Source organism: Candidatus Zixiibacteriota bacterium (assembly GCA_035380245.1).
Taxonomy (GTDB): domain Bacteria; phylum Zixibacteria; class MSB-5A5; order GN15; family FEB-12; genus DAOSXA01.
The window spans coordinates 271,078-293,706 of the sequence record DAOSXA010000002.1 but is presented as its reverse complement, the minus strand read 5'-3'; the positions used below and the strand labels follow the sequence as shown (position 1 = coordinate 293,706).

Here is a 22,629-nt window from a genome sequence, read left to right as displayed (position 1 = left end):
ATCGGAAGTGACGTTGTGATGAAAACAAGGAAATCCAATAGACAAAATGGGGTAAGGATACCCCGGACCATTCAAGGAGGATTGACACATGTCACTTCGCATTAATCACAACCTGGCGGCTTTGAACGCGCATCGGAACCTGATCAACACTACTTCCGATCTTAACGATTCGATGCAGAAGCTGTCATCCGGTTACCGGATCAACAAAGGCTCGGACGATCCGGCCGGTTTGGTAATTTCTGAACAGTTCCGGGCGCAGATCGCCGGTCTCGAGCGCGCGATCAGCAACTCGGAAGGTAGCGTCAGCATGATTCAGACGGCTGAAGGTGCTCTGACCGAAATCAACTCGCTGTTGACTTCGATGAGAGAACTGGCTATTCACGCCGCGAACGAAGGCTTCAACGACGCTGACCAGCTCGCTGCCGACCAGGCAGAAATTCGCAACGCGATTGCCACGATCAATCGTATTGCTGCCAACACCCAGTTCGGTACCAAGAACCTGCTCGACGGTTCGAAGGAGAACGTGGCCACGATCACCAGCCCGAACATTTCGGACGTGACCCTGACCAACTCCAACCTGCGTGATGGTACCTACTCGCTGTCCGCGGTCAAGACCGCCGATGCCACCGCTGAGTTGAACACCACTTCCTACGGTATCTCCCTCGCTAACACCGACGGTGATCCGTACAACCTCGATGAAGGTGTTCACAACCTTGACGTCGTGCAGTCCTCCGATGTAGCGAGCAAAACCGGCTCGGCTATGTCCATCACGGATGCCTGGGGCAACGGTCTGCAGGTCATCGACGGTGCTGCCACTAAGGCGACCGTCAGTGCCACCGGTCAGTTCACCGCCGGCGCCGGCAATACCGGTACCTACACCTTCATCCTGAACGTGCAGGAAAATGGCTCCACGCCGATCGGCAATCAGTCATTCACGATCTCCATTGGCGCGTCCGATACCGCCTCAACGGTGAAGACCAAGCTGGAGAGCGCCATCGGTGCCAATAGTGAACTCTCCAATATCGAGGTGGGTACTTCTTACGACGCTTCCAGCGGCGGTACCAAGTTCTCGTTCAGCTATGCCGACGAGGGCGCCCAGTATTCGTTGCGCGCTGAGGCTTCATCCACCGACGCTACCGCGTCCACTCTGAACTTCGCTCAGCAGTCCAACCGCGGCGCTTCCGACGCTCACCTGACCTTTACGACAGTCACAGCCAACGGCACCCAGACCTCTCAGCAGATCGACGTGACCAACGGCACTTATACGACCATGTCCGATCTGGCCGATGAGATCAACACCCAGTTGCTTGCTATTTTCGGAACCGTTGCCAACGGTTCGGGCGAGAATGATATTTCGGTTGCGGTTTCCAACAACAACCGTCTGCAGTTCAGCACCCTCGACGAGGGTTCGGACTACTCGATCAAGTTCGAGGCCGAAGCCGGCAACAACTCCGAAGATCTGGGTAATGTGCTTGGTCTGACTGCGGATACTCAGGCCAACGCCGGTACCGATGCCATTATCGACTTCAACGGTTATGCCAACACCATTACGTCCGTCGAGTACGGTCAGACCGGTACGGCGACGCTGTGGACAGCCGATTACGGTGAAGCCGATCAGGGAACGCTGGATGTCATCCTGGCTTCGGCGGCCAACGGTATCGACACCGGCAATATGCTGCTCACCACGACCGCGACCAAGTTCGCCGTCCAGCTCGATGGCGGTACCGCGGTTGAGGCCACAGCCGGCGTGGATGCGGTGGTTTACTCTGCGGATCGCAGTGAGTGGATCACGGTCAACTACGGCCTGACCTCTGAAGGCGGCAACGAGACGATCAGCAACACTGACCAGTCACTGGTCTTCCAGATCGGTGGTAACGTTGGTCAGACGGCTAACATTTCGCTGCGCAACATGGCCGCTACGGCTCTTGGTATGAACATCGCGGGCAACATGTTCTCATCGCTGTCCGAGATTGACGTAACCACCGCCGAAGGCGCTCAGGATGCGCAGGCTATTATTGACCAGGCCATTAATGAAGTGTCCACGACTCGTGGTACTCTCGGTAGCTTCCAGAAGAACACTCTGGAATCCAACCTCCGGAACCTCCGTATCGCCGCTCAGAACCTGACTTCTTCTGAGTCGTCGATCCGTGACACCGATATGGCCTCCGAAATGTCGGAATTCACCAAGAACCAGATCCTGATGCAGGCCGGTACGGCTATGCTCGCTCAGGCCAACCAGGTTCCGCAGGTGGTTCTGTCACTGTTCGGTTAATAAGTAAGAAAGCTCTTAAGCTTTCCGAGCAAATACCTTCGGGAGAGCTAAAAGCTCTCCCGAAGGGTAAATAAACAACAATGGGCTCAGCGAGACATTGATGTCGCCTAATACAGGAGGTAATCATGTCAGGCACACAAACAATCGTTGGTCTATCGTCAGGTCTCGACACAGATGAGATAGTTGATCAGATGATCGAGTTGGAACGCGGAAACGCCGTTCTTCTCGAAAGTGAAGTCGAATACAAGACTAGTGTTATCACGGCCTACAATACGCTCGAAGCGTATTTTCTTTCACTCAGCACCCAGGTATCCAGCCTTTCGCGTTCATCCACTTTCAACGACTACAGTGTAACGGTTACGGATGATGATTATCTTACGGCCACCAGCACCAGCGGGACCACTTCAGGTTCCTATGATATTCAGGTGTTGTCACTGGCCCGCAACCATCAAATCGCCAGTCAGGGTTTTGACGACGTCACTTCCAACGATTTAGGAACCGGAACGATTACACTTCAAATCGGTGATGGCGCGGTTACGACCATTACCGTAGACTCGACCAACAACAGTCTGGCCGATATAAAGAACGCTATCAACGATGCCGACATGGGGATTTCGGCAACACTCGTGAACGACGGTACCGACAGCAACGCTTATCGTCTGGTGCTGTCGGGTGATAATACCGGCAGAAAGAACAAGATAGATATCACGTGCGATCTTAGCGGCGGTCTCGATCTGAATTTCGATACGGGCAGTTTCGATGTGCCTGAAACGTATTCGAGCGGTACGGGGACGACGGCGGAAGTTTCGCTCGGAGCCAGTGCGTCCTATACGGGCTCCGAGAATAAGACTTATACTTTTACCGTGGGCGGGACCGGCGAACAAACGATCGGCACCGACACGATTACGATCAACTGGACTGACGGTACGAATAGCGGTTCTTTCGAAGTGAGCGCGGGCGACACCGAGGTGACTCTGACCGGTGACGGCGCCGACGGCTTGACGTTATCTTTCAGTGACGGTATCATGACGGCCGGTGATGAGTTTACAGTCTCCACCTTCACGCCCCTTTTGCAGGAAGCCACCGATGCTAAAATCACGCTCGGTTCTGCAGGCGGAACGGGTTCTCCGATTACGGTTACCTCAACCACGAACACCTTCAAGAATGTCATCGACGGGGTGACGCTGACCACGAAGAAGGTTACCGGAACCGACGACAGCGTGACGGTTCAGTCCGAGCTGGATATCTCTACCATTGAAGATACGATTGAATCTTTTATCGATGCCTACAACGAAGTGGTAGAGTTCATTGACGATCAGAATACCTACGATGAAGATGAAGAAACTACCGGTATTTTGTTCGGCGAAACATCGGTCTGGTCAATGCAGATGTCCCTGCGTAGCATCATCTCCGGGACGATAGAAGGGATAACGTCGAAATACAACCAGCTCTATACGATCGGTATTCACACGCAGTCCGACGGTACCCTTGAAATCGATGATTCATCCAAGCTGCAGGAGGCTCTGAATAACAATCTCGAGGATGTGATCAACCTTTTTGTCGGGTCGGGCGAATCCAGCAAAACCGGAATCGAATTCATGAGTTCGACGGCGCTGACTCAAACCGGCGAACCGATGGAAGTGGATATCACCCAGGCTGCGACCCAGGGAAGTATGACGGGGTCGGTCCTTACAACTCCCTCGATCAGCCCGATTGAAATAACCAGCAGCTACAACACCTTCCGATTGAAGGTCGACGGATTGAACTCGGAAGAGATCACTCTTACGGAAGGCACCTACAACTCGATCAGTGCCCTGATCGACGAGATCCAGGCCGGTATCGATGCCGACGAAAACATCGGCGGTCGCGGTATCGAGGTCGAATGGGTCGATACCGGAGGTAATCAGGGGTACATCAAGGTCACCAGCGGAACGTACGGCAGCAATTCAACGGTATCGTGTATTCTGGACAACGTGTCCAACGATGCTTATTCGATACTCGGCTGGTCTTCAGCCACGAGCGATGCCGGACTCGACGTGGAGGGGACGATCAACGGCGAAGAATGCGAGGGCGTAGGACAATACCTGACCGCTCTCGACAGCAATGAGACTACTTCCGGTTTGAAGCTTCTGATAACGTTAACGGAAGAAGATCTGGTCGACGGTGCGGAGGGAACGATTACTCCGACCAAGGGAGTCGCGGCCAAGCTTGACGATCTCATCGACAGCCTGACCGATTCCACCGATGGTGTGTTTGCTCGCAAGGTGGCGGCTCTCCAGACGGAGATCGAAGATAAGGAAGAACGGATCGAGGAGATCGATGAACGTCTTGAGATTCGTCGTGAAACGCTCACGAACGAATTTACCGAGATGGAAACGATTCTTTCGGAGTTGGATGCGGAACAGGAATACCTGGAGACGCAGATCGATGCCCTCAACAGCAACTGGTCATTCAACAGTTCGGACTAATAGGAGTTATGATGAACAAATCGCTGAAAACCTATCAGACCATGGACACCATTGGTAAATCGCAGATAGAATTGGTTCTGCAGGTTTATAACGGCGCAATTAAAACCTATGGACAAGCGGCTGACCTGATCCGCGAGGAGAAATACAACGATCTTCGGGATACGCTGGAAAAGGCCAAGCGTTTCATAGTCCATTTGTACACGACTCTGGACGTTGAGAAGGGTGGAGAGATTGCCGCCAATCTCGGAAAACTCTACTCGTATGTGATTTGTCAAACAATGGTTCTGGAAGCGACCAAAGATTTGGCGATAATTGACGATATTTTAACTGTACTGAAAAACCTGCGAGAAGGCTGGCAAGGTCTCAGCGAGCAGGGTAAGGCCGCGAAGGCTGAACAGATCAAGGCCGTTCCCGAATCGGAGATGGCTCTGACAGGCAGTTTTACAACTTCGGCATAATTATATGGACGCGATGGATAAAAACGCAATAACGCAGCTTGAGCGACAGCTAATTCTGACCCTGAAGGAAGAGTATTCTTTTTACCAGTCTCTCTACATAACGCTGGATAAGCAGCGGGATGCCATCAAGTTCAATCGGGATGAGCGGTTGCTTGATCTTTTCGCTGAGATCGAGCGCTGCCATCAGCGGATCAAAAAATCAGAGGATAAGATAGCGGTCATGAGGACGCGGAATCCTTCGGTTTTTCGCCTGGCAGCGGCACATCCTGAAGTGAAAAAGATAGTGAATTCGATAGCGACAATGGTCAAAAAGAACATGGTTCTGGTGGCCGAGTGTGAAGAGTATCTGAGTGATCGCTATCGTAGGATCAAACAGGAGTTGGGTGAACTCAAGAGCAGTCACAAAATCCTGCAATACATGCGTGACGCCGACCCCTCACCGCAGTTTGTCGACGGTAAAAACTGAGGCGGTGGAGGCGTTGTAATCAATACTGAAAAGAGATCGAATCACCACCAATGGGAAATGGAAGGTGAAAAGATGGAGATAGGACCGGTTCAGAACAACGAGTCTTTGAGAAAGGGGACCTGCGACAGTCCCGCAAGGCAAAAAGGGGTAGAAGACCGACAGGTCGTAGAAGACAAGTATATTCGGACGCAGACACGTGCCGAACTTGCCGACCTGGCAGACTTATCCCTTATTACCGACAACCAGTGTGACAGCTATGCCGCCGGGACCGTTGATGCGGTTGAAACTGCTGCTGAAGAAGCACAACTCTATGATAGCCTGGCCGATAGTCTGGCCGTTGCCCGATCAAACAAAGGGCTGGCGGAATCCACCTCAGGCTATGGGAGAGTCTCTCGGTTGGAGTTAGTGCAGCAACGAATCGCAGAAGGCTTTTATGAGTCCCGTTCGGTTAAGGAAATAATAGCTCAGAAACTGGCGGATGAATTCGAAGGTTCTAAGCCACAGCATAATGAGATAGAAGATGACAGTTGATGGGGCCACAGTTGACAACAAAGTGAAGTCGGTGGTGCAGAATATCCGGAATCTGCCCACACCGCCGATTGTGTTTCACCAGATACAGAAGGTCATAAACGATCCAAATTCTTCAGCAGTCCAGGTTGCCGCGGTTTTAGCCGAGGATCCGGCTATGTCGGTGAAGGTGCTCAAGCTCACCAACTCGGCGTTCTACGGCCTGGCTCGTGAAATTGAATCGGTGAAACAGGCGGTACAGATTGTCGGGATGGAAGCGGTCAAGAACCTGGTGTTGTCGGCATCGGTGTTGGATATGTTCAAGAGCGACAATATCGATCAGGAGTACCAGGAATCGTTCTGGCGCCATTCGCTGGCAACAGCCTTTTGCTGTCGGCTGTTGGCGCGGCGAGTGAAATCTCGCGGAATCGTCGACCCGGATTCAGCCTTTTCGGCCGGTTTGCTTCATGATGTAGGCAAATTGGTAATTTCATGTTTCCTCCCGGATGAATTCCTGGCTATTCAGACGGCTCGTGAAAACAATCCCGATACGGCCGATGTTCAACTGGAAGAACTGGTGTTGGGATACTCGCATGCTCAGGTCGGCGGAGTGTTGGCTGCTCAATGGAAACTTCCGCATAAGCTGAGAGAAGCGATAACCTGCCACCATGTTCCGCAATTATCGGAAGATGACTCACCGATCGCTTATATCGTGCATCTGGCCAACTACGTAGCCAAATGGACTTTTTATGATCACGTCCAGCAGGCGAATCAGATTGGTAATGTGGCCGACGGCGTGCTCGAGTATATGAATCTCCAGGCGGATGATCTCGTGGCTTTTTCGGAAATGCTAAAAGAAGAATATTCCAAAGCCGAGACGTTCATGCAAATGGTTGGTATAGGTTAAAGCCGGTCTGTTTAGTCGGCCGATTTAGAAGGGGTGTTTCGAAGAGAACACCGACTATTGATCGGAGGCTGCAGAGCGGTCGTAACCTGTTGAGTCACAATTCGATTATTTCATCAAACAGGCTCAATTAGGGCTTGACAACTGCCTTAACTCGCATATTTTGTTATGCTCTACATAGTTGGGTAGTGCTTCGGTGCTACTGGTTGGGTCGGGCGATTAGCTCAGATGGTTAGAGTACTTGCTTGACATGCAAGGGGTCACTGGTTCGATTCCAGTATCGCCCACCATTTAAGAAAGCGGGTTGCAGCCGAACGAAAGGACGGTTGAAATCCGCGTTTACGCTGTTAGAAGGAATAGGTTATGGCGCAGGTAACGATTACTTTCCCGGACGGGTCCCGGCGGCAATTTGACGCTGGTGTGACCGGGCAGGAAGTCGCCGCCTCAATTTCTTCGGGATTGGCTAAGGCGGCGCTGGCAGTGAAAATCAACGGCCAGGTGACCGACACGACTACGCCGATTACCGCAGACGCCGGCCTTGAGATATTGACTTTCGACCAGCCCGAAGGGCGCCAGGTCATGTGGCATTCAAGCTCACATATCATGGCTCAGGCAGTGGTGGAGCTGTTCCCGAACGCCAAGCTGGCAATTGGCCCGTCTATCGATGAAGGCTGGTATTACGATTTCGATGTTGACCGCCCGTTTTCACCTGAGGATCTCGAGGCGATTGAAAAACGTATGGCCGAGATCATCGCCGAGGATGCTCCCTTCTGCCGTGTAGAAAAAAACCGAAAAGAAGCTATCAAAGAGTATGCTGCGGCCGGGGCTGACTATAAGGTCGAGTTACTCGAGGATATTCCCGACGATACGGTCAGTTTCTACACGCAATCAAGATTCAAAGACCTTTGTCGCGGTCCTCATATCCCGCGCACCGGTCTAATAAAGGCCTTTAAGCTGATCTCCAGTTCCGCGGCTTACTGGCGCGGAGACGAGAACCGCCCGATGCTTCAGCGGATTTACGGGGTTTCGTTTCCCAAGCAGAAAATGCTTGACGAGTACCTGCATCGGCTCGAAGAAGCCAAAAAACGCGACCATCGCTTGTTGGGTAAACAGCTTGAGTTGTTTACCATCAACGAAGATGTCGGCGCCGGCCTGGTTCTGTGGATGCCTAGAGGCGCGCGAGTTCGGAATGAAATCGAAAACTTCTGGCGCGAAGAGCATTTTAAGGCCGGATACGATCTCGTTTTCTCGCCTCACGTGGCTAATTTGAAGCTCTGGGAGCAGTCCGGTCATACCGGTTTTTATTCGGATGATATGTTCAGCCCGATGGAGGTGGAGGGACGGCTGTTCCAGCTCAAGCCGATGAACTGCCCGTTCCATATTTCGATGTATAAGACTCGTTTGTGGTCTTATCGCGACCTGCCGTTACGTTGGGCGGAGCTCGGAACGGTGTATCGTTTCGAGCGGGGAGATGTGCTGCACGGCCTGATGCGCGTACGCGGTTTCACTCAGGATGATGCTCACCATTTCGTCACCCAGGAGGGAATGGAAGACGAGCTGGTCTGGCTGCTGAATTTCTGTGTGCACATTCTAAGTTCGTTCGGTTTCACGGATTATGAGATATTCCTGTCGACTCGTCCGGAGAAGGCGATCGGCGATCCCAAAGATTGGGACAGGGCCCAGGAGGGGCTCAAAGCAGCCTTGAAGAAGGCTGGTCTGGAGTTCAGTGTCGATGAAGGCGGCGGTGCTTTTTACGGCCCCAAGATCGACATCAAGATCAAGGACGCCCTCAATCGGTCATGGCAATGTTCGACCATCCAGTTTGATTTTTCCTTGCCGGAAAGGTTTGACCTGCATTATATTGGCGCGGACGGCCAACAGCAGCGCCCCTTCATGATTCATCGGGCGTTACTGGGTTCGATTGAAAGGTTCTTCGGTTGCCTGGTGGAGCACCATGCCGGGAATTTCCCGCTCTGGCTGGCTCCGGTTCAGGTCAAGGTGTTACCGATTACCGATGAGCTTAACGATTATGGTGAGACGGTTGTGGATCGTCTCAAACAGGCCGGTTTGCGCGCCGAACTGGACGAGAGGTCCGAGAAGGTGGGCGCAAAAATACGTGATGCCGAGATGATCAAAGTACCGTATATGTTTGTCGTAGGTAAACGTGAAGCGGCCGAGGACAAGGTCTCGGTACGTCAACACGGTGTCGGTGATCAGGGTACTTTGACCGTGGCTGAAGCGATTGAAAAATTACAGGCGGAAGTCGCCTCGAAAGGATTGGAGAAGAAACATTAGTATTCGCTTTGACAGGAGGGACTCATAAGTACTAAGGAACCGCGGGTCAATCACCGTATCCGTGTTTCACCCGTCAGGCTTATCGGGCCCGAGGGAGAACAGCTAGGGATTGTCCCTATAAAGGAAGCCATGGATCGAGCGGTTGAATACGGTCTGGACCTCGTTGAGGTTTCACCGAACAGCCGTCCGCCCGTCTGTCGAATTCTCGACTACGGGAAGTACAAGTACGAGCAGTCGAAAAAAGAGAAGGCCGCGAAGAAACGGCAGCATAGCTTTCAGATGAAAGAGATGCGCTACCGGCCTAAAATTGACGAACATGACTATCAGTTCAAATTGAACCATGTTCGTGAGTTTCTCATGTCGGGCGCCAAGGTCCGGACGTATGTCATGTTTCGCGGGCGCGAAATGGCTTACACGGAAAGAGGCCGAGAACTGCTGGATCGAGTCGCCGAGGATATGGCCGAAATAGCCATCATCGATGTCCCCCCCAAACAGGAAGGGCGTCATATGGCGATGATTCTGAGTCCGAAACCGGAAGTTGTCAAGCAACTGAAGGATAAGTCGGGCGACAAGCAGGGGCAAAAAGAGAAGAAAAAAGCCGAAGATACAGATTCCTCCGAATCGGAGGAAGTTGTGTCGACGGTTGACGATGACCAATAGAGCAGTGGCTGTGTAGACAGCCGACAACCGTAAGAGAAAGGCCCATGCCGAAGATTAAAACTCACAAAGGGGCAGCCAAACGCTTCAAGCGCACTGCTTCGGGCAAGCTCAAGAGAAGCAAAGCCTATCGAAGCCATCTGATGCGTAAGAAGGGCCCCAAGCGTGTACGTAAACTGCGCAAGTCCGGCTTGATTTCCAGCGCCGACATGTCGCGTATCACTTCACTGTTACCCAACGGGTAAGCGGTGACCGGATTTGGTAAGGAGTTAATGTTATGCCACGTGCAATGAACAGTGTTGCCGCACATCGTCGCCATAAAAAGGTGTTGAAAAAGGCGCGCGGTAACTTCAACGCTCGGAGTAAACTCTATCGGACCGCGCTGGAAACGGTTCGCAAGGGCCTCAAATATGCCTATCGCGACCGCCGTGCCAAGAAGAGGGTCTTCCGCGCTCTCTGGATAGCTCGCATCAATGCTGCGGCCAGAATGTACGGGACCAACTATTCCAGTTTCATGAACGGTCTCAAGAAGGCTGGTGTTGACCTGGACCGCAAGGCGCTGGCGGATATCGCCGCCCGTGATCTGACTACGTTTGAGAACCTGGTCAAGATCGCGGCCGAGAACTGATCGGTAGTGGGTGTATATGTCACTACTTGATGACGTTCAAAAATTGAAGTCAGAAGCTCTCGAGCGAATCGGCCTTGCTGATTCGCTCGAAGTGCTTAATGACCTTAAGGTAGAGTATCTTGGTCGAAAGGGTCGCCTGACGGCGATTCTTAAAGGACTTAAGGACTTGACCGGGGATGAACGCAAGGAGGTCGGTGCGGAAGCCAACCAGTTGCGGTCGGAACTGGAAGGATTGATTAAAGAGTCCTGGAGTAACCTCGAAAAAGCATCCTCAACGAATGAATTCGATCCGACTTTGCCCGGAACGATTCCCCGTCGCGGAGCGATGCACCTTCTGAATCAGACCCTTGCGGATATCTGCGAGGTGTTCCATGGAATGGGATTCGAAATTGCCTACGGTCCCGATGTCGAGACTGATTATTACAATTTCGAGGCGTTGAATTTCAAACCGGATCATCCGGCTCGCGACATGCAGGATACCCTGTTTGTCGAAGGCGGCCGGGTACTGCGCACACATACGACGCCGGTTCAGGCCCGTATGCTGGAGAAGCGCAAGCCGCCGATCAAGATGATTACCCCCGGGATGGTATTCCGCAATGAAGCCATTTCGACTCGTTCTCATGTTGCATTTCATCAAGTCGATGGTTTTCTCGTAGATGAAGGCGTTACGCTGTCGGATATGAAGGGTGCCCTGGTGGCTTTTTGCCGAGCCTATTTCGGTCCCGGTCTGAAGCTGAAATTTCGTCCGTCATATTTCCCGTTCACGGAACCGAGTGCCGAGGTAGACATTCAATGTTTCCTCTGCCGCGGCAAGGGTTGTCGTGTTTGTAAGCAATCCGGCTGGCTGGAGATTCTCGGTTGCGGGATGATTCATCCGAATGTACTCGAAAATGCCGGTATCGACTCAGAGAAATACTCCGGATACGCTTTCGGAACCGGTGTGGCGCGTCCGGCGATGCTTAAGTATCGGATCAACGATATCCGATTGTTCTTCAACAATGATATTCGATTCCTCAGGCAGTTTCTGTAAGATATGAAGATTTCCTATAAATGGCTCATGGAGCTGACCGGGCTGGACTGGTCGGTCGACGAGGTCGCGGATCGCCTGACGCTGTGCGGCACGGCCTGTGAATATGTAGAACCGACCGCAGTTTACATGGATAAGGTGGTGGTGGCCGAAGTCCTCGATCTTAAACCGATCGAGGGAGCAGACAAAATCCGACTGGCGACGGTAAACAACGGCTCCGGGACTATGGATGTTGTCTGTGGTGCTCCGAATGTAGCCAAAGGGCAAAAAGTCCCGCTGGCAATGCTGGGAGCCAGGCTGGCCGGAGATATCGTCATTAAAAAGGCAAAAATACGCGGGGTAGAATCCTGCGGCATGATTTGCTCCGAACGCGAGCTGGGACTTAGTGATGACCACCGCGGTATTATGGTGCTGGGAGAAGACGCAATCCCGGGGACGCCGCTTGTCGACTACCTAGACTTCGATGATTTTCAGCTTACCTTTGAGCTAACCCCGAATCGTCCTGACTCCATGTCGGCGATTGGAATTGCCCGTGATCTGGCGGTGCTGGCCAAGACAACTCTAATCAAACCGGAAATCAATCTGGAAGAGTCGGACGAGAAGGCTTCGGACTACATTTCCGTTGAGATTGATGACATAGAGCGTTGTCCGCGTTATGCCGCTCGTGTTATCAGGGGCGTCAAAGTGGCCGAGTCTCCCTGGTGGATCAAGAAGAAATTGATAATCGCCGGTATGCGGCCGATTAACAATATCGTCGATATCTCAAACCTGGTGATGCTCGAGTGCGGTCACCCGCTGCATGCTTTCGATCTGGATCGATTCGGAAGTGATAAGGTTGTGGTGCGCCGTGCCGCCGAGGGAGAGAAATTCACTACACTCGACGGTGAAGAACATCTGCTTATTGATGATGTGCTGCTTATTACCAACGGTGAAGATGGCGTCGCAGCCGCCGGTGTAATGGGGGGACTCAATTCCGAAGTCGAGGACGACACTGTCAATTTGCTGCTGGAAGCCGCCTATTTCGACCCATCGATGATCCGTCGCAGCCGCAGACACCTGGGATTGGTAACGGAATCTTCACAACGGTTTGAAAAAGGAGCCGATCCGAACGGTGGTATTGACTGGGCTGTCGACCGCGCAGCGTCGCTGTTCCAGCAGCTTGCCGGTGGGCAGGTGCTTGAGGGGGTTGTCGATTGCTACCCGGAAAAAATCGAGCGCAAGAAAATTAACTTCCGGCCCCGGCGATGCAATGACATCCTCGGAACCACCATTGATCCCGACCGGATGCATGAGATCTTCAGATTGCTCGAGTTCGAGGTTGAAGGAAGCGATCCCCTGGAAGTGACGGTTCCCACGTTTCGTCCCGATATCGAAAAAGAAATCGACCTGATCGAAGAAATTGTCCGAATAGATGGATTCGATGCTGTCCCCGACTCGCATACAAGCATCGGACCGTTGTTTACTCCGATCCTTCCGATTGATCGATTCCGTCGCGAGATTCGTCAGATAATGACTGCCTCCGGATTCGATGAAATGCTGACTCATGGACTGGTGCACTCTGTATTGGTAAGTAAAATCTCTCCGGATACGGACCCGGTAAAAATAACCAACCCGAGTTCGGAGGATCTGGATGTAATGCGGACCATGTTGCTCCAATCCGGGCTGGAAGTGGTACGGCATAACGTGTCGCACCGAAATATGGATCTTCGATTGTTTGAAATAGGCAAAGTCTATTTCCCCGGTACACCGGATGAAGATGACTGGATTGAAGAAGAGCGATTGAGCCTGTTGCTGTCCGGACGTACTGAAGCCACCTGGAGAGATAAACCGCGTGATCTTGATTTCTATGATATGGCCGGTGCGGTGCAAGCGTTGTCGGAACACTTCGGCTGGAGCGATTTGAGGTACGAGCCGGCTGATTTCGGTTGGCTGGATTCGTCACTATCGTACAAGCTCATGTTGGGAAAGGCTGAGGTTGGCTGGATTGGATTGATTGATCGTAAAGCAGCAAAAGCCGGTGGTGTAAAAGAGACCGTGCTGGCTGCGGAAATGAAGCTACTACCGCTTCTCGAAGCTTGTAAAGGTCTGAGTGAATATAAGCCTTTGCCGATTTATCCCGCCGCCCCCCGCGATCTGGCTATCGTGGTGAAACGAACGATCAATGCGGGGGATATTGTCAATTCCGTCCGTGAAGCTGCCGGCGAATTGGCCGAATCGGTTGAGATATTTGACCTTTATCAAGGTGAACAAATCGATAAGGATAAAAAATCAATCGCTTTAAGCGTTACGTATCGTTCAGCCGATCGCAGTTTATCTCACGATGAAGTTGATGCAACGCAAAAGATTGTAGTGGAACGTTTAAAGCGTGACTTTAATGCCGAGGTGAGGGATAAATGAGTACCAGCGAGAAACTCCAGCAGATTTCAGCGAATCTCGAAAAACTCCTGACCGATATGGAGCACCTCAAAGTCGAAAATCGTTCACTTAAGCAGGAAAACAGCAACTTGAGAGCGGTTTACGATCGCCTGGAGAAAGATTTCAGTACCCTTAAGCTTGAACACACCGATCAAACCAACGCTGTAAGAACCAAGTTACAGACGGTGTTGAATCGCCTGGGTGAGCTGGAGTCTCTGGACTGACATTTTTTTATTGACTTTAACCCTCTCTCGCTCGTAATTTCTTGGGAATTAGCAGGATAGGAAATACGACCGATTAGGTATTTATCAGGGCTACCATGTCTGATCCTTGTGACGAGAATAAAGTAGTGGTTCATATATTTGGTGAAGAATACCCTATTACGGGTGCTTTGGATCCAGCATACATGTCAAGGGTCGCCGACTACGTTGATAAGAGGATGAAAGAATTAGCCTCTCAATCACGGGTGAAGAGCCGTGACCGAGTGGCTATTCTGGCCGCAATGTCAATTGCCTCCGAACTCCTGGAACTTCAGGATCGTCAAGTCGAGTTCGGGACAGAGATTGACGGCAGTGCCGACGACATATTGTCACGTCTCAATAAGGCGCTGGCCTCTGAATGATCAACGTTAGTTAAGCTCCTGAACGCTGCCTTTATCCGGTTGTCGTTCTCCTTTCCATATTGCTTTCATACATAGATTGTCGCCGGGAGTATCTCTCGGCGGGAGGTTGTAGATGTTAACCAATGTAATTCTGGTTGCTGCCGTGGCCGTTGTGGTGGCGCTGGTCGCTTTCTTCGTTACTCGCTCCATGGTCCAGAAATCCAATCGAGCCGAAATCGAAGATGCGCGCGAGAAAGCCCGTGCCGTCATTGCCGAGGCGGAAAACCAGGCCCGGATAAAAACAAAAGAAGCCGCTCTGGAAGCCCGTGAAGAGTGGCTGAAGCTGAAAAACGATTTTGATCGGGAAGCGGAGACCAAACGACATAATCTCGAAGCGCTGCAGAAAGATCTGGAAGAGAAAAGCTCTTCGTTAGTTAAGAAGCTGGATATGCTTCAGGTGCGTGAGAAAGAAATTTCGGGACGTGAAAAATCTCTCAATCAGCGTGAAAAAGGGATAGCCTTCCGCGAGGCGGAGTTGGATGAGATAATCGAGAGTCAAAACGAGAAACTTCAGAAGATAGCTCAGATGACTCCCGAAGAAGCCAAAAAGCAACTCATGGATAATATGATCTCGCAGGCTAAGGTCGAAGCGGCTGCACATATAAAAGAAATCAAGGAAAAGGCTGAGGCTGACGCCGACAAAGAAGCCAAGGAAATCATTCTGTCGGCTATTTATCGTTGCGCTGCCGATCATACCGTGGAGACTACGGTATCGGTAGTGAATCTCCCCAATGATGAAATGAAGGGGCGTATTATCGGCCGTGAGGGACGCAATATCCGCTCTTTCGAAACCGCTACCGGGATCGATGTGATCGTCGACGATACTCCCGAAGCGGTGATTCTGTCCGGTTACGATCCGGTTCGCCGTGAAATTGCACGTATGGCTCTGGAAAAGCTCATTACCGATGGTCGTATCCATCCGACACGCATCGAAGAGGTGGTAGAAAAAGCCGAGAAAGAGATGGAGGTAATCGTTCGTGAGGCAGGCGAGCAGGCCTGTTTCGAATTGGGCGTGCACGGACTCCATCCTGAAGTGATAAAGAATCTGGGTAAGCTGAATTTCCGTACATCTTACGGGCAGAATGTCCTGGCGCACTCCAAGGAAGTCGCCATGCTCTGTGGTTTGATGGCGGCCGAATTGGAACTGGACGATATGCTGGCCAAGCGATCGGGTCTGTTGCACGATATCGGCAAGGCTATCGACCGGGAAACCGAGGGGACACATACTCAGATCGGCGCTGATTTCATGCGCCGTTATAAAGAGAACGATTACGTGATTAACGCCATCGAATCACACCACGGCGATGTACCGATGATCGGTCCTTACCCGGTGCTGGTTCAGGCGGCCGATGCCATCTCCGGGGCTCGTCCCGGAGCGCGGCGCGAACCGCTGGAAGCTTACATCAAACGTTTGCAACAGCTCGAAGAGCTGGCTGATAGTTTCAAGGGAGTGTCGAAGGCGTATGCGATTCAGGCCGGTCGTGAGATCCGGGTGATTGTCGAGTACGAGACGGTCGATGATCTCGCCAGCCAGATTCTCGCCAGCGATATTGCCGCCAAGATCGAGCGGGAAATGCAGTATCCGGGACAGATTAAAGTCACCGTGATTCGCGAAACACGTTCGACCGAATACGCCAAGTAATGACAACCCGGCATTGTTTTGACGACGCCGGGTTCTGATAATACCGGGCTGCAGGGTGACAGGTGGGAGCCCTCGGCCGGGCGAATAACTCGTCTCACCTTAGAAAGTTCGCCTCATGTCGAACTTCCGCATTCTTTACGTGGCCGATGTCTGCGGTCGCGTCGGCCGCCAGGCCTGCTCCCACATGATCAAGCCGTTGCGTGAAAAACACGGTGTGGATTACGTCATCGCCAATGTCGAAAACGCTGCCGGGGGATTCGGGATCACACCGGAGATGTCGATCAAAATGTTTTCGTACGGTATCGACATGCAGACTTCGGGCAATCATATCTGGGACCGGGTTGATATTCTCGACTATCTCAGCGAAAAGAATCCCAAACTGTTGCGTCCGGCGAATTTTCCAATTGGCGCTCCGGGAGTCGGCTCGATGGTCGATAAAGTCGGCGACATTGCCGTAGGGGTTCTTAACCTCCAGGGGCGTATTTACATGAAGGAAATCGACTGCCCGTTTCAAACGGCCAATCGAGAATTGCTAAAGATCGGTTCGAAAGCGAATATCATTTTCGTCGATTTCCATGCCGAAGCCACCGCTGAAAAACAGGCGATGTTTCATTTCCTGGACGGTAAGGTATCGGCCTTGATCGGTTCACATACGCATGTTCAGACGGTCGACAACCAAATCAGCGAACGGGGCACCGCCTATCTGACCGATGCCGGTATGACCGGACCGCACGATTCGGTGATCGGGATGCAGAAGGGGCCTTCGCTGGGACGTCTGCTCACCGGAATGCCGAAACGATTCACGACCGCCACCGATGATGTCAAACTCAGCGGAGTTTTTGTCGATGTGAATCCAGCCAACGGCCAGGCCGTTAAGATCGAGCAGTTCCGATTCGATTTCGATATCGATACTTTCAAACCTCAAGATATTCTGGGTGAACAAGAGGATGAATCAAGCGACGACGACATATCAGTTGATTGACGGCAAAGTTGTTGCCGCGCAGGTCAAAAAATCACTCAAGGCGCGCATTGCCGCATTAGCCGAACGCGGGATTATACCCGGTCTGGCAGCGGTGCTGATTGGGGATGATCCGGCTTCGCAGACTTATGTCGACAGCAAGGCTAAAGCCTGCGCCAAGCTCGGTTTGTATTCCGAGGTGATAACCCGATCGGCTGATATTTCTCAGGAAGAATTGATCGGAATCGTTAAGAAGCTCAATGCCAATCCGAAAATCCACGGAATTTTGGTACAGTCGCCGTTACCCGGTCATCTGGATGAACTGGGGGTTACTTTAACGATCGCACCGGAAAAGGACGTTGACGGTTTTCATCCGCACAATGTCGGTCTCATGTTGATCGGACGACCGGGACCGTTGCCGTGCACTCCTTTTGGGATTATAAAACTCCTGGAATACTACGGAATCGATCCGGAAGGCAAGGAAGTAGTCATTGTTGGCCGATCAAACATTGTCGGCAAACCGATTGGAGCGATGTTGTTGCAGAAAGCTCCGATGGCCAATGCAACCGTCACCTTTGCTCATTCGCGTACTCGCAATTTGCCTCAGGTAACCCGCCGAGCCGATATTTTGATTGCTGCCATTGGCCGGGCGAATTTCATCAAGCCGGATATGATCAAGGATGGAGTGGTGATTGTCGATGTCGGGATCAATCGCGTTGAAGATCCCTCTAAAGAGAAAGGCTATCGGAATGTCGGTGATGTTGATTTCGAAGCATGCGCACCGAAATCATCTTATATTACGCCCGTTCCAGGTGGAGTGGGGAAGATGACAATCGCCATGTTGATGTTCAATACCGTTACGGCCGCGGAGAAGGCCAGGTAAGTCGATTTAGGGGAGTGGGTTGCAGGTGTCTGCGCAATAATTGCACATAGGTGCGGCGGCTACAGCCGTACTACTATTAGCCCAATGATTCTGGTGGGAAATTTATGCCGTCCACGAATATGTTCGTGGTGTCATCTTTTTGTTGTTGTATAGGTTAGGCAGACTCAATAAAGTAATACATATCGAGAACGGATTTCCGATAGCTGTATAGGTCTCAAGTTATTGAACGGCACAATCTTTGCTTTATTTGTTCAAGGAATAGTGTCGAAATACCTTCGATGCTGTTTTGGGGTAGATCACTGACAGCAAATCAGTGGCGACAGGGGAACGAAACAATAGATGTTTCAACAATACCAAGCGAGTCAGAACCGCACGAGAATGAGAGTAGTAAACACCACACGCAATCGCTGTCTCTGGACGAGCCTTCTGCTGGCTATGGTGCTGTGCCTGGGCATGTCGGTTTGGGCAGGTGAAGACGGTGTTGAGACTGCATATCGGGGTGGTTTCGGAGCTCGGGCGATAGCTCTGGGGGGAGCGTTCAGTTCTATAACGGGTGACCCGGCCTCGAGTTTTTACAATCCGGCAGGACTGGGCAGTATCGACAAGGTATGGTTCTCGGGTGACTTTTCCTATTTCTCTCGTTACACGAACTCCGAGGGTGGTTTTATAGCCGGACGTTTTATCCCCGGTTCGAGAACAGTGCTGGCTTTGGCAGTGCAGCGAGTTCAGGATCGTAAGAACATCCTCGAATCGGGTCGACAGGTATCGGTCTATGATGACTCGAAATTGCAGGTACAACTATCGGCTGCTCACGAGTTTCCCACCGGTTATGCGTTGGGATCCACAATCAAGCTGAATCGTCGCTTGATCGATGGTGAGACTGAATACGGCGTAACGATGGATCTGGGCGCCCGCTATCAGTTCGATCAACACTGGGCAATAGGTCTCGCTACTTGCGATGTCATATCGTTTGATGATATTGAATCCGAAGATAATATCGCTAGTCCGGTCTGGCGATTGGCGGTAGGCGCCAGCTATAAGAACGTTTCGGTAGCCCCCAGACTCGGGCTGTTGGTTTCAGCGGATTTGCTGATGGTCGATGACGATACTGAAGATGACGGTCGTTTGGTGCTCGGAGTGGAATCCGACTATCGTCTCTGGCGGGGGTATGATGTTAAACTCCGTGGTGGTTATAACGGCGAGGGAGTGACTGCCGGGGGCGGCTTAGGTACGAATTGGTGGAGTGTCGATTATGCCGTTGCCCGCAATCAGGATGATATGGGTTATGATGATTACCGTCATACGGTGTCGGTCAAGATACAACCTTTGAAGTTGATTCCGAAGACCGGCCCTAATCCTGATTCGGTGCTGGCGGAATATCGTAGAGAGCAGTATCGGGATCTTATTGCTAACGGCAAGGTGTATATGAAAACAGGCGAGTATCGGGAAGCGCAGAAAGCGTTTGACCGAGCAGTTCTGTTTGCTGAACCGGGACGTGGTACTGAGGCCGTGGATGGTTCCAAAGCAGCATCTGATTCTCTGGAAGCACTTGCTGAGAAAGATATTCACAATCGTTTTCAGGATGAAATGGCTCAATTGCGTCGTGAATTGAACGAGGAGTTCAAAAAGCAACAAGACTCATTAGCCGGAACAAGCGACGTGATTGTTGATTCCCTCCGGAAAGAACTTGATTTAACCCTGGTTATGGCCGGCGACCAAATTCAGGGATATTACGGTGTCGCCGACGGTATCTTCCGTGATCGCCAATACACCTCTGCTGAGAAGATTATTGACCGAATGGATGAGAATATCCAGGCATATATACATGTTGCCCCTGCGAGTCGCGAAAGGATGCAGGAGCTTTCCTGGAAGCTACAGGAATTGCGTAAGACGATTGCCAATCGACGCAACATGGATCGAGATATGACAATAAAATCAGCGGTGCAGGCTGAACAGATGGATTCGTTAGTTACTGCTATTGAGAGCTACAACCGAGCGCTTTTACTAGATTCCACATATCAGGCTGCTCTCGAAGGACGTCGCCGGGTGGTTCAGCGTATCGCCAATCTGGTTACTCAATGGCGATCGGGACAAGCCGGCAAAGACAGTGCCACCCCGCAAACCGATGCTGCGATTCAGTTGCTCTACCAGGAAGGCCTCAACTACTATCGTAACGGTGAGTACCAGAAAGCCATCGATACCTGGGAAAAGGTCCTGCGTGCCGATCCTTCACATCCCTCCGTAGCTGAGGATATCGCTACGGCAAAAAGCCGGCTGGAGTCCGAGCAATAACGGCTTTTACCCTTTTTTTCTGGCTTCAAGGCCTTTCCTGCGGTAGTTTCCCCATATGATTCGCCGACCGGTCAAAGAGATCAACGCCGAATTCTCCGCCGAAGAGAAATATCTCGACAGCATTCAACGCACCGTCCGTGAGGCTTGTGTTGCCGCCAACATGTCACGCAAAGAGATTTCGGCGGTACTACTGGCAACCGAGGAGGCGGCGACAAATATCATTCGCCATGCTTATCTTTACGAAAAGGGTGTGCTGCGCCTGCGAATAGTTATCTATCGCAAGTTCGTGGTTTTCTCTTTTATAGATTTCGGGCGTTCTTTTCAGCCCAACTCGACCGGGAAAATTGACCTGGAGAAACTGGTCGAATCGGGACGTAAGGGAGGGTTGGGATTTTACATGATGCAGAAGATCATGGACTCGGTGGAATATATATCGTCCGCCAGTCGCAATGAACTTCGCATGATCAAACGGTTAGGGGAGACGAAAGCCGACACGCGACCACTGATCCGCCGTATGTGGTCGTTGAGGATGAAGTTCTCGATCTGGACCTTCTTTATCGTTTCGGTGATTATCGGCGGAGCATTTTACTATATCGATCGCCAGACTTCGGATCAAATTCTGGATCGTCTGGACAATACGGTTCAGTCGTTGGTGAAGACCGTCGCCGATCAGGCCGCCGGTTATTTTATCCGCAGTCGTTCGGATGTCGAGTTCGATGAGCTGGTTGTGTCGTATGTCAGAGCCAATCCGGAGTTGGACCTGCTGGTGTTGACCGACACGCTCGGAATCGTTCGTGCGCACAGCGATGACGCTCGCAATATACGCAAACCGTTCGTGCTTCCGCCCGGACTCGATACCACCGAAGCCGGTCCGGGACCGATCCGGTTCGAAGAGGACGGGCGTGAATTGAACTATCTGAGCTGGCCGATTCTTTCGGGGCGGCGCCAGTTCGGCGAGGCGCATGTCGTTTATTCCTCGGAAGAGGTTTTAAGACAGCGCTCGGAAGCTCGCTGGCGAACTTCACTGGTAACGGTTTTACTGCTGGCTGTCGGGGTGCTGGGGATTTATGTCCTGTCCAATTATTTCGTCCGGCCGATCGTGCGGATCACGCAACGGGTACGCCGATTTGCGAGCGGTGACCTGGAATCGGAATTGCCGCTGGGAGGCGCTGAGGAGTTTTTCGAAATATCACGTGCCTTGAACGAAATGATGACGCGTTTGAGCCAGGACCGCAAGAACATCGTCGCCCGTGAGAAGCTGGCGAAGGAAATCGAGGTCGCTTCACAGATTCAGCAGACCCTGCTTCCGCACGAGTTGCCGGATATTTTCGGCCTGGAACTCGATGCCTTTTACCGTGCGGCTTCAGTGGTAGGGGGAGACCTCTATGATGTATTCGAGATCGATCCCGGGCGTTATTGTCTGGTCGTGGCCGATGTCTCCGGAAAAGGTGTCCCGGCTTCACTGGTAATGTCTATGCTCCGGACGGTGATTCAGATTCACGCCGCGCGGGCGGAATCGGCTCGGAACATACTGATACGTGTTGACAGTTATCTGAAGAAGAATATGCCCGGGGGGATGTTTATCACCGTTATGCTGGCGGTTTATGATTCCGCCGAGCGTTCCTTGAGTCTGGTTTCGGCCGGGCATAATCCGATGCTGTATTTTGCCGCTGAAGACCATGAGGTTCGGCCTATAAATCCTTCGGGAATGCCGTTGGGTATGCCGGTCACGCTAGAGGGGGGATTCGGTGATTCGCTGGAGGAGAGGCGTATGGAGCTTCATAACGGCGATCTGTTCTTCATTTTTACCGATGGCATTACAGAAGCAGCCGATCGCGAAGGACGACAATTCGGTATGGATCGACTCGCCAAGTTCCTGCGCCAGTGGTTGGTTGCCAACGGCAGTGAGGGGGTTCATACGCTCAGTGAAGCGCTGGTTGCGGAGCTGGATGATTTTACCGGATTTGCCGGACCGGCGGATGATATTTCGTTTATTATTGCCCGAGCTGTCGTTACCGGGGAGGCTGATCAGACAGAAGGCCCCGCTACCATTAGTTCGGCACCGGACGATCCGGAGATCTGATTGTCCCGCTAGT

Annotated in this window: 19 protein-coding genes and 1 tRNA gene; all 20 read left to right on the top strand. The window is 52.0% G+C overall.

What is annotated here, in order from left to right:
- Nucleotides 1-88: 88 nt before the first annotated feature.
- The 20 genes from PLF13_06415 to PLF13_06320 all read left to right on the top strand — a co-directional run bounded on the left by PLF13_06415 (nt 89) and on the right by PLF13_06320 (nt 22,616).
- Complete coding sequence (locus PLF13_06415) at nt 89-2,272, top strand: flagellin (GenBank protein ID HOP06909.1); 2,184 nt, start codon at nt 89-91, stop codon at nt 2,270-2,272.
- 125 nt (nt 2,273-2,397) lie between these two features.
- Complete coding sequence (gene fliD / locus PLF13_06410; protein ID HOP06908.1) at nt 2,398-4,740, top strand: flagellar filament capping protein FliD; 2,343 nt, start codon at nt 2,398-2,400, stop codon at nt 4,738-4,740.
- A gap of 8 nt (nt 4,741-4,748) precedes the next feature.
- Nucleotides 4,749-5,198 (top strand): flagellar export chaperone FliS, encoded by a 450-nt coding sequence (gene fliS, locus PLF13_06405; GenBank protein HOP06907.1) that lies wholly within the window; start codon nt 4,749-4,751, stop codon nt 5,196-5,198.
- A 13-nt stretch (nt 5,199-5,211) separates the two neighbouring features.
- Nucleotides 5,212-5,664 (top strand): hypothetical protein, encoded by a 453-nt coding sequence (locus PLF13_06400; GenBank protein ID HOP06906.1) that lies wholly within the window; start codon nt 5,212-5,214, stop codon nt 5,662-5,664.
- A gap of 72 nt (nt 5,665-5,736) precedes the next feature.
- Complete coding sequence (locus PLF13_06395; protein ID HOP06905.1) at nt 5,737-6,195, top strand: hypothetical protein; 459 nt, start codon at nt 5,737-5,739, stop codon at nt 6,193-6,195.
- A complete protein-coding gene (locus PLF13_06390; GenBank protein ID HOP06904.1) occupies nt 6,185-7,078 on the top strand; it encodes an HDOD domain-containing protein in 894 nt (297 codons plus the stop codon). Before PLF13_06395 ends, PLF13_06390 begins: the two co-directional genes overlap by 11 nt.
- 210 nt (nt 7,079-7,288) lie before the next feature.
- Nucleotides 7,289-7,365 (top strand) — tRNA-Val (locus PLF13_06385).
- A gap of 73 nt (nt 7,366-7,438) precedes the next feature.
- Complete coding sequence (thrS, locus tag PLF13_06380) at nt 7,439-9,370, top strand: threonine--tRNA ligase (GenBank protein ID HOP06903.1); 1,932 nt, start codon at nt 7,439-7,441, stop codon at nt 9,368-9,370.
- A 24-nt stretch (nt 9,371-9,394) separates the two neighbouring features.
- Nucleotides 9,395-10,030 (top strand): translation initiation factor IF-3, encoded by a 636-nt coding sequence (gene infC / locus PLF13_06375; protein HOP06902.1) that lies wholly within the window; start codon nt 9,395-9,397, stop codon nt 10,028-10,030.
- A 44-nt stretch (nt 10,031-10,074) separates the two neighbouring features.
- Nucleotides 10,075-10,272 carry a 50S ribosomal protein L35 gene (gene rpmI, locus PLF13_06370; GenBank protein ID HOP06901.1) on the top strand — a complete coding sequence of 66 codons (198 nt, stop codon included), beginning with the start codon at nt 10,075-10,077 and terminating at the stop codon, nt 10,270-10,272.
- A 32-nt stretch (nt 10,273-10,304) separates the two neighbouring features.
- Nucleotides 10,305-10,655 carry a 50S ribosomal protein L20 gene (gene rplT / locus PLF13_06365; GenBank protein ID HOP06900.1) on the top strand — a complete coding sequence of 117 codons (351 nt, stop codon included), beginning with the start codon at nt 10,305-10,307 and terminating at the stop codon, nt 10,653-10,655.
- 16 nt (nt 10,656-10,671) lie between these two features.
- A complete protein-coding gene (gene pheS / locus PLF13_06360; GenBank protein ID HOP06899.1) occupies nt 10,672-11,685 on the top strand; it encodes a phenylalanine--tRNA ligase subunit alpha in 1,014 nt (337 codons plus the stop codon).
- Between the two features lie 3 nt (nt 11,686-11,688).
- Nucleotides 11,689-14,079, top strand: coding sequence for a phenylalanine--tRNA ligase subunit beta (gene pheT / locus PLF13_06355; protein ID HOP06898.1), 2,391 nt, complete (start codon nt 11,689-11,691; stop codon nt 14,077-14,079).
- Nucleotides 14,076-14,321, top strand: coding sequence for a hypothetical protein (locus PLF13_06350; GenBank protein ID HOP06897.1), 246 nt, complete (start codon nt 14,076-14,078; stop codon nt 14,319-14,321). Before pheT ends, PLF13_06350 begins: the two co-directional genes overlap by 4 nt.
- 95 nt (nt 14,322-14,416) lie before the next feature.
- Entirely contained in the window at nt 14,417-14,719 is a 303-nt protein-coding gene (locus PLF13_06345) for a cell division protein ZapA (protein HOP06896.1), read from the top strand.
- Between the two features lie 112 nt (nt 14,720-14,831).
- Nucleotides 14,832-16,400 (top strand): ribonuclease Y, encoded by a 1,569-nt coding sequence (rny, locus tag PLF13_06340; protein HOP06895.1) that lies wholly within the window; start codon nt 14,832-14,834, stop codon nt 16,398-16,400.
- 115 nt (nt 16,401-16,515) lie between these two features.
- The gene (locus tag PLF13_06335) at nt 16,516-17,382 is read left to right on the top strand and encodes a TIGR00282 family metallophosphoesterase (protein ID HOP06894.1); all 867 of its coding nucleotides are present in this window, start codon (nt 16,516-16,518) and stop codon (nt 17,380-17,382) included.
- Nucleotides 17,348-18,241: a tetrahydrofolate dehydrogenase/cyclohydrolase catalytic domain-containing protein gene (locus PLF13_06330; GenBank protein HOP06893.1), complete on the top strand. Its 894-nt coding sequence runs from the start codon at nt 17,348-17,350 to the stop codon at nt 18,239-18,241. Before PLF13_06335 ends, PLF13_06330 begins: the two co-directional genes overlap by 35 nt.
- A gap of 378 nt (nt 18,242-18,619) precedes the next feature.
- Complete coding sequence (locus PLF13_06325; protein ID HOP06892.1) at nt 18,620-20,533, top strand: tetratricopeptide repeat protein; 1,914 nt, start codon at nt 18,620-18,622, stop codon at nt 20,531-20,533.
- 55 nt (nt 20,534-20,588) lie between these two features.
- Complete coding sequence (locus PLF13_06320; GenBank protein HOP06891.1) at nt 20,589-22,616, top strand: SpoIIE family protein phosphatase; 2,028 nt, start codon at nt 20,589-20,591, stop codon at nt 22,614-22,616.
- Nucleotides 22,617-22,629 lie beyond the last annotated feature (13 nt).

Excerpts from the sequence above, each read along its gene's own strand:
- PLF13_06415 (HOP06909.1), top strand. The coding sequence starts at position 89 with ATGTCACTTCGCATTAATCACAACCTGGCGGCTTTGAACGCGCATCGG.
- fliD (HOP06908.1), top strand. The coding sequence starts at position 2,398 with ATGTCAGGCACACAAACAATCGTTGGTCTATCGTCAGGTCTCGACACA.
- fliS (HOP06907.1), top strand. The coding sequence starts at position 4,749 with ATGATGAACAAATCGCTGAAAACCTATCAGACCATGGACACCATTGGT.
- PLF13_06400 (HOP06906.1), top strand. The coding sequence starts at position 5,212 with ATGGATAAAAACGCAATAACGCAGCTTGAGCGACAGCTAATTCTGACC.
- PLF13_06395 (HOP06905.1), top strand. The coding sequence starts at position 5,737 with ATGGAGATAGGACCGGTTCAGAACAACGAGTCTTTGAGAAAGGGGACC.
- PLF13_06390 (HOP06904.1), top strand. The coding sequence starts at position 6,185 with ATGACAGTTGATGGGGCCACAGTTGACAACAAAGTGAAGTCGGTGGTG.
- thrS (HOP06903.1), top strand. The coding sequence starts at position 7,439 with ATGGCGCAGGTAACGATTACTTTCCCGGACGGGTCCCGGCGGCAATTT.
- rpmI (HOP06901.1), top strand. The coding sequence starts at position 10,075 with ATGCCGAAGATTAAAACTCACAAAGGGGCAGCCAAACGCTTCAAGCGC.
- rplT (HOP06900.1), top strand. The coding sequence starts at position 10,305 with ATGCCACGTGCAATGAACAGTGTTGCCGCACATCGTCGCCATAAAAAG.
- pheS (HOP06899.1), top strand. The coding sequence starts at position 10,672 with ATGTCACTACTTGATGACGTTCAAAAATTGAAGTCAGAAGCTCTCGAG.
- pheT (HOP06898.1), top strand. The coding sequence starts at position 11,689 with ATGAAGATTTCCTATAAATGGCTCATGGAGCTGACCGGGCTGGACTGG.
- PLF13_06350 (HOP06897.1), top strand. The coding sequence starts at position 14,076 with ATGAGTACCAGCGAGAAACTCCAGCAGATTTCAGCGAATCTCGAAAAA.
- PLF13_06345 (HOP06896.1), top strand. The coding sequence starts at position 14,417 with ATGTCTGATCCTTGTGACGAGAATAAAGTAGTGGTTCATATATTTGGT.
- rny (HOP06895.1), top strand. The coding sequence starts at position 14,832 with ATGTTAACCAATGTAATTCTGGTTGCTGCCGTGGCCGTTGTGGTGGCG.
- PLF13_06335 (HOP06894.1), top strand. The coding sequence starts at position 16,516 with ATGTCGAACTTCCGCATTCTTTACGTGGCCGATGTCTGCGGTCGCGTC.
- PLF13_06330 (HOP06893.1), top strand. The coding sequence starts at position 17,348 with ATGAATCAAGCGACGACGACATATCAGTTGATTGACGGCAAAGTTGTT.
- PLF13_06325 (HOP06892.1), top strand. The coding sequence starts at position 18,620 with ATGAGAGTAGTAAACACCACACGCAATCGCTGTCTCTGGACGAGCCTT.
- PLF13_06320 (HOP06891.1), top strand. The coding sequence starts at position 20,589 with ATGATTCGCCGACCGGTCAAAGAGATCAACGCCGAATTCTCCGCCGAA.